Origin of the sequence: Pseudomonas sp. (assembly GCF_050739995.1) — a bacterium.
GTDB lineage: Bacteria > Pseudomonadota > Gammaproteobacteria > Pseudomonadales > Pseudomonadaceae > Aquipseudomonas.
Genome location: NZ_JBOICG010000568.1, coordinates 1 through 5,310, shown reverse-complemented (window position 1 = coordinate 5,310; position 5,310 = coordinate 1). Strand labels below are relative to the sequence as shown.

Here is a 5,310-nt window from a genome sequence, read left to right as displayed (position 1 = left end):
CTCGTCGCCTTCGGCTTCGACCTGTAGCGGACGGATCCAGGTGTTGAATTGCTGGGCAGGCAGCTCATCGCGCAAAAGCTCCACGCACTGCTGCCAAAGTTCCACTGACACGGATATCCCCTAAGTTGAAAGCCGGTGAGGCAAAAACAGCCGCCATTGTAGCGGCCAGTCGCTCACTTATCCACATGTAGGTTGCCCACAGGGCACCCAAAATCAATGCGTTAACCGCGAAAAAGTAGACCAATGGTCTGTGCATAAGCTCTGTGGATAAACGCACTTAAGCTCATTGTACAAGTGGGGGCGAAAGTCTGTGGGTAACTGGCCTGTGGATAACAACCCATTCCACACACAGCTTATCCGACAGTGCAGCACAGGGAGAGCACCGTTTTCCCCCGTAGTTGTCATTCTCTGTACATCAGGCAGAACCTGGGCTAAACGTAGTTATCCACAGATGAACCGCTACCTAGCTTTTATAAGCTTTACAGAAAAGCTTTAAATACCTTCCTTCTTTATTTTTATATCTATGCCACTCGAGGTGGAAGCCCGATCGGGAGAAAAGCACCCTTTGACCTGTAGAGATCTAAATAAAGGAAAAGCTGGTTGGAAATTGACCTAGAGGCTTGCTTTCTCTAGAATCGCCGGTCTCTTAAAACGGGGGCCATTCCGGCCCGTTGTGGACGAACCAGGTAACAACGCCATGAAACGTACTTTCCAACCAAGCACCATCAAACGCGCCCGCACTCACGGTTTCCGTGCTCGCATGGCTACCAAGAACGGCCGTGCTGTCCTGTCGCGTCGCCGCGCCAAAGGTCGTGCGCGTCTGGCAGTTTGATAATCCGGTACTGGTGGTGAGTCAGGACTTCAGTCGGGAAAAGCGTCTGCTAACACCCCGGCATTTCAAGGCAGTCTTTGACTCCCCCACCGGCAAGGTTCCGGGGAAAAATCTCCTGCTCCTTGCGCGTAACAACGATCTGGATCACCCCCGCCTCGGCTTGGTGATCGGCAAGAAGAGCGTAAAGCTCTCCGTTGAGCGCAATCGCCTCAAGCGTCTGATGCGCGAATCGTTTCGCCTCCACCAGGACACTCTGGTTGGTTGGGATATTGTTATCGTCGCGCGCAAAGGCTTGGGGGACGTAGAAAACCCCGAATTGATTCAGCATTTCGGCAAGCTCTGGAAACGTCTGGCGCGTACCAACAAGCCAACACCAGCAGTCAGCACCGAAACTGTAGGGGTAGACAGCACCCATGCGTAAACTGGCCCTCGTTCCGATCCAGTTTTATCGCTATGCCATTAGTCCTCTGATGGCCAACCACTGTCGTTTCTACCCCAGTTGTTCCTGCTACGCGTTAGAGGCCATAGAAAATCATGGTCTTCTGCGCGGTGGCTGGCTGACCTTTCGTCGTTTAGGTCGCTGTCATCCGTGGAATCCCGGTGGTTATGACCCGGTTCCACCTATCCCTACCTCCCGTTCTTCTTCGATGGCCGAGTAATCATGGATATTAAACGCACGATCCTGATCGTCGCCCTGGCAATCGTGTCCTACGTTATGGTTCTTAAGTGGAACCAAGACTATGGCCAGGCTGCCCTGCCGACTCAGAATGTTGCTACCAACCAGGCTGCGCCGGCTATTCCGGACACCCCGCTGGGTAACAATGCTTCCGCCAGTGCCGATGTACCCAGCGCGAATGCCGATACCAGCGCCCCTGTGGAAACGCCGGTTGTCACCAATAAAGACCTCATCCACGTAAAAACGGATGTGCTCGACCTGGCTATCGACCCACAAGGCGGTGATATCGCGCAGTTGAAACTGCCGCTGTATCCACGTCGCCAAGACCACCCGGATGTTCCGTTTCAACTGTTCGATAACGGTGGCGAGCGCATTTATCTGGCACAAAGTGGCCTGACTGGTACCAATGGTCCGGATGCACGTGCTACCGGTCGTCCGGTTTATTCGACTGAACAGAAGACTTATCAACTGGCTGATGGCCAGAACCAGTTGAACGTCGACCTGAAATTCAGCCTCGACGGCGTCAATTACATCAAGCGTTTCAGCTTCACCCGTGGTTTGTACGACTTGAAGGTCACTTACCTGATCGACAACGAAAGCGACAAAGCATGGACCGGCAACCTGTTTGCCCAGCTCAAGCGTGACAACAGCGCCGATCCTTCTTCCAGCACCGCCACCGGCACCGCGACTTACCTGGGCGCTGCCCTGTGGACAAGTAGCGAGCCGTACAAAAAAGTGTCGATGAAAGATATCGACAAGGGCGCGCTTAAAGAAACCGTCCAGGGCGGCTGGGTTGCCTGGTTGCAACACTACTTCGTGACCGCTTGGATCCCGAACAAAGGTGAAGCCAACCTGGTTCAAACCCGCAAAGACAACCAAGGCAACTACATCATTGGTTTCACTGGCCCAGCGTTGACCGTTGCGCCAGGCGCCAAGGCTGAAACCAGTGCCACTCTGTACGCCGGCCCGAAAAGCCAAGCCGTGTTGAAAGAGTTGTCCCCAGGTCTGGAACTGACTGTGGACTACGGCATTCTGTGGTTCATTGCCCAGCCGATCTTCTGGCTGCTGCAACATATCCACAGCATCGTCGGTAACTGGGGCTTCTCGATCATCTTCTTGACCATGCTGATCAAAGGGATCTTCTTCCCTCTGTCGGCAGCCAGCTACAAGTCGATGGCGCGTATGCGTGCCGTTGCACCGAAACTGGCCGCGTTGAAAGAACAACATGGCGATGACCGGCAGAAAATGTCGCAAGCCATGATGGAGCTGTACAAGAAAGAGAAGATCAACCCACTGGGTGGATGCTTGCCGATTCTCGTGCAGATGCCGGTGTTCCTGTCGCTGTACTGGGTACTCCTGGAAAGCGTGGAAATGCGCCAGGCTCCATTCATGCTGTGGATAACTGACCTGTCGATCAAAGACCCGTTCTTTATCCTGCCGATCATCATGGGCGCGACCATGTTTATCCAGCAGCGTCTGAACCCGACTCCACCGGACCCGATGCAGGCCAAGGTAATGAAAATGATGCCAATCATCTTCACCTTCTTCTTCCTGTGGTTCCCGGCTGGTCTGGTTCTGTACTGGGTAGTCAACAACGTGTTGTCGATCTCCCAACAGTGGTACATCACTCGTAAAATCGAAGCGGCTACCAAAAAAGCTGCGGCGTAACTTACTCTGTGGATAACCACTCAAGACGCCCCCTAGTGGGGCGTTTTGCTTTCCGTCACTTTTGTTCTGGAACCTGCTGATGAGCGCTCCTCGTGAAACCATCGCTGCTGTCGCTACCGCTCAAGGTCGCGGCGGTGTCGGTATCGTTCGAATTTCCGGGCCGCTTGCGGGCGTAGCGGCGCGGGCCATCAGCGGTCGTGAGTTGAAACCGCGCTATGCCCATTACGGCCAGTTCCTGGACGCTGACAAAAGCGTGTTGGATGAAGGCCTGGCCATCTACTTTCCGGGGCCGAATTCCTTTACCGGTGAAGATGTCCTGGAATTGCAGGGCCATGGTGGTCCGGTCGTACTGGATATGTTGCTGCAGCGCTGCCTGCAATTGGGTTGCCGACTGGCGCGACCAGGGGAGTTCAGTGAGCGGGCATTCCTCAATGACAAGCTCGACCTTGCCCAGGCGGAAGCTATAGCCGACTTGATCGAGGCGAGTTCCGCACAGGCTGCGCGTAATGCATTGCGCTCGCTCCAAGGTGCATTTTCCCTGCGTGTGCATAACCTGACCGAGCAACTGATCAGCCTGCGCATCTACGTTGAGGCCGCGATTGATTTTCCAGAAGAGGAAATCGACTTTCTCGCCGATGGCCACGTCTTGGCAATGCTCGATAAAGTCCGTGACGAGTTATCCACCGTGCTACATGAGGCAGGGCAGGGAGCACTATTGCGCGACGGTATGACGGTCGTGATTGCTGGGAGGCCCAATGCGGGCAAATCCAGCCTGCTGAACGCACTGGCTGGCCGTGAAGCCGCGATCGTGACCGAGATTGCCGGCACCACCCGGGATATCTTGCGCGAACATATCCACATCGATGGCATGCCGTTGCATGTGGTCGACACTGCCGGCCTGCGTGATACCGATGACCAGGTTGAAAAAATCGGTGTGGAACGCGCGCTTAAAGCCATCGGCGAGGCAGACCGTGTGTTGTTGGTGGTGGATGCAACCGCACCCGAAGCGGCGGACCCTTTTGCCTTATGGCCAGAGTTTCTCGAGCAGCGGCCGAACCCGGCCAAAGTGACCTTGATTCGCAACAAGGCCGACCTGACGGGCGAAGCCATTGCCGTAGAAACCTGTGAGGATGGCCACGTCACTATCAGCCTGAGTGCAAAGTCGGCTGGCGAGGGGCTGGAGTTGCTAAGGGACCATCTCAAGGCTTGTATGGGCTATGAGCAGACTTCGGAGAGCAGCTTCAGCGCACGTCGCAGGCACTTAGAGGCGCTGCGGCACGCCAGCACGGCACTGGAGCACGGCCGGGCCCAATTGACCTTGGCGGGCGCAGGAGAATTGTTGGCCGAAGACTTGAGACAGGCACAGCAGCTTTTAGGTGAAATCACGGGTGCATTCAGCTCCGATGACCTGCTGGGCCGGATCTTTTCCAGCTTCTGTATCGGTAAATAGACTCCCGTTGTTCACAGACAGGCCATCAGTGCCTGTCTGTTCTTCCTGATTCAACCCACTGACTGAGAGATCACCAAGACATTGGAGGCTTTCGCGTGGTCGCAATTTGGCTGGATTCACGAATTTCTGTGGATTAAGCCCTGTGAATAACCGCAGCTGTGCCCAGTTGATAACAGGGCCTGAAACCTGAGTAAAAACCCATCTGTGGATAAGCACCTGTTTAATCCACAGGCTTAAAGCACTTATCCAAGGGCCTCATTGGCACATGACCACAGGGTTTTGAATCGCTGTACACAATGTAATTAAAGGCTTACAGAACGTTATCCACAGAAAGGTTGCTCAGTAGAAATAAACATAAAAACAAAGATTTAATAAATTTCTCTCTTTTAATTTCTATTGTCTGTGATTCATCCACAGCTGGTTAAATTTTGTGCAAAGGGTTCTTTAGGAAGGGCTAAGTCCCTATACTTGCCGCCATAGCTCTAAAACTCTTTCAACAAACAATTCCTGATTACCTACATAAGCAGGCACGAGGTGCGTGGTGGATTTCCCTTCCCGTTTTGAAGTGATCGTCATCGGCGGCGGTCATGCCGGTACCGAGGCAGCACTGGCGTCAGCACGCATGGGCGTAAAAACCCTGTTGTTGACGCATAACGTGGAAACCCTCGGTGCCATGAGTTGCAA

At 54.0% G+C, this 5,310-nt stretch carries 7 protein-coding genes; 6 read left to right on the top strand and 1 reads right to left on the bottom strand.

The window, feature by feature from the left end:
* The coding region (locus tag ACRESD_RS18905) for a DnaA N-terminal domain-containing protein (protein ID WP_431744565.1) at positions 1–111 on the bottom strand (111 nt) is incomplete at its 3' end.
* Between the two features lie 586 nt (positions 112–697).
* Between ACRESD_RS18905 and rpmH the strand changes: the two genes are divergently transcribed.
* From rpmH to ACRESD_RS18875, 6 genes are all read left to right on the top strand, one after another.
* Positions 698–832: a 50S ribosomal protein L34 gene (gene rpmH / locus ACRESD_RS18900; RefSeq protein ID WP_003213577.1), complete on the top strand. Its 135-nt coding sequence runs from the start codon at positions 698–700 to the stop codon at positions 830–832.
* Between the two features lie 16 nt (positions 833–848).
* Positions 849–1,253, top strand: coding sequence for a ribonuclease P protein component (rnpA, locus tag ACRESD_RS18895; RefSeq protein ID WP_431752302.1), 405 nt, complete (start codon positions 849–851; stop codon positions 1,251–1,253).
* The gene (gene yidD / locus ACRESD_RS18890) at positions 1,246–1,491 is read left to right on the top strand and encodes a membrane protein insertion efficiency factor YidD (protein ID WP_003213574.1); all 246 of its coding nucleotides are present in this window, start codon (positions 1,246–1,248) and stop codon (positions 1,489–1,491) included. The genes rnpA and yidD overlap by 8 nt, the downstream gene beginning before the upstream one ends.
* A 2-nt stretch (positions 1,492–1,493) precedes the next feature.
* On the top strand, positions 1,494–3,176 hold the full coding sequence (yidC, locus tag ACRESD_RS18885; protein ID WP_431752300.1) for a membrane protein insertase YidC: 1,683 nt from the start codon (positions 1,494–1,496) through the stop codon (positions 3,174–3,176).
* Positions 3,177–3,255: 79 nt separating this feature from the next.
* Positions 3,256–4,626 (top strand): tRNA uridine-5-carboxymethylaminomethyl(34) synthesis GTPase MnmE, encoded by a 1,371-nt coding sequence (gene mnmE, locus ACRESD_RS18880; RefSeq protein ID WP_431752299.1) that lies wholly within the window; start codon positions 3,256–3,258, stop codon positions 4,624–4,626.
* Between the two features lie 541 nt (positions 4,627–5,167).
* Positions 5,168–5,310, top strand: a 143-nt coding sequence (locus ACRESD_RS18875) for an FAD-dependent oxidoreductase (protein ID WP_431752301.1), incomplete at its 3' end; no start/stop codon positions are given.